Origin of the sequence: uncultured Roseobacter sp. (genome assembly GCF_947501835.1) — a bacterium.
In the GTDB taxonomy this organism is placed as follows: domain Bacteria; phylum Pseudomonadota; class Alphaproteobacteria; order Rhodobacterales; family Rhodobacteraceae; genus Roseobacter.
Window position 1 is genome coordinate 1 of sequence record NZ_CANMXR010000057.1, and the last position, 1042, is coordinate 1042.

Here is a 1042-nt window from a genome sequence, read left to right on the forward strand (position 1 = left end):
GAGTACAGGACTAGAGATCGACAGCAACGTCAGATGTCGGTCAGGAGCCCGCGTCCCAATCTCTTATCAAATACGGCTAGTTGCACCCATAAGCGCTGACGTCAGACACATTTGCCGCGCCAGGACAATTGCGCTTGTGCCGCACATTTAATTGCCTCATTTTGGCGGCGCATAACTCAATGACAAATCGTGATTTTCGGGGAATTAGTTTTCAATGGCGACTGTTGGTTTCGTTCTGTCAACCGGTCGTACCTCAACCCAGAATATCACAGCAATCGCCGCGCGCGCGCATCCTGGTGCTATCATCGAACATGAAGCACTTGGTCCAAATTATTTTTCAAGGAGAGTGTTTAGGCAACCAAGGAAATTCACCGCAGTGCTGGGTGCAAACATTTCTTTGCAACGTAAATTGATAGATATTGAGGATGCTATCGCCGCTGGGAAATCTTACCTTGAAGTCGGTTGGCCTGCCTTCGCGTGGCTGCCTTACTTAGCTGATCGCTTTGCCGAGAATTTCAGGTTTGCGCATCTGGTAAGAAACCCGTTTCATGTCGCTACGTCGCTTACAACGCACGGCCTATTTGTCCCTCAAGTTCGAAACGGGCGACGTTTTGAGCGCATTGCCATGGTTCACCCGGAAGACCCACGCGTGCATTACACTGAGATTGCGGCAAGCGGTGATAAATTCAGCCCGTTTGAGCGCAATCTGTTCCATTGGCTCGAACTCAATCAGTTCATGATCGAACAGCACACCCGAAATGGTTTCACAGGTGTCTTTCGCTTTGAAGACCTATACCAAGGCAGCACTCCGAGACTTCCAAGCCTACTGAATAGCCTTATTGCAGAGGCGGAATATGATTTGAAGTCCGCTCCGCTGGATAAAGTTCAAAGGAAGTTGCCACTGGAAATCGCTGAACCAAGCCCTCGATTGGTAGATGCGACCGTCAAGCTTGGAGTGCGTCTTGGCTATGCCGAAGAGGAGCTCTTGGACTCGCTGGATGTTGATCGGCTAAACGAACAATACTCTCAACGCCGCCTCTAG

1 protein-coding gene is annotated in these 1042 nt (G+C 50.1%); it reads left to right on the forward strand.

The features are described 5' to 3' along the window. The first annotated feature begins 214 nt into the window (after positions 1-214). Complete coding sequence (locus Q1A20_RS26070) at positions 215-1042, forward strand: hypothetical protein (RefSeq protein WP_299919731.1); 828 nt, start codon at positions 215-217, stop codon at positions 1040-1042.

What these genes read in the sequence shown, in the direction of transcription:
- Q1A20_RS26070 (WP_299919731.1), top strand. Translation starts at nt 215, where the DNA reads ATGGCGACTGTTGGTTTCGTTCTGTCAACCGGTCGTACCTCAACCCAG.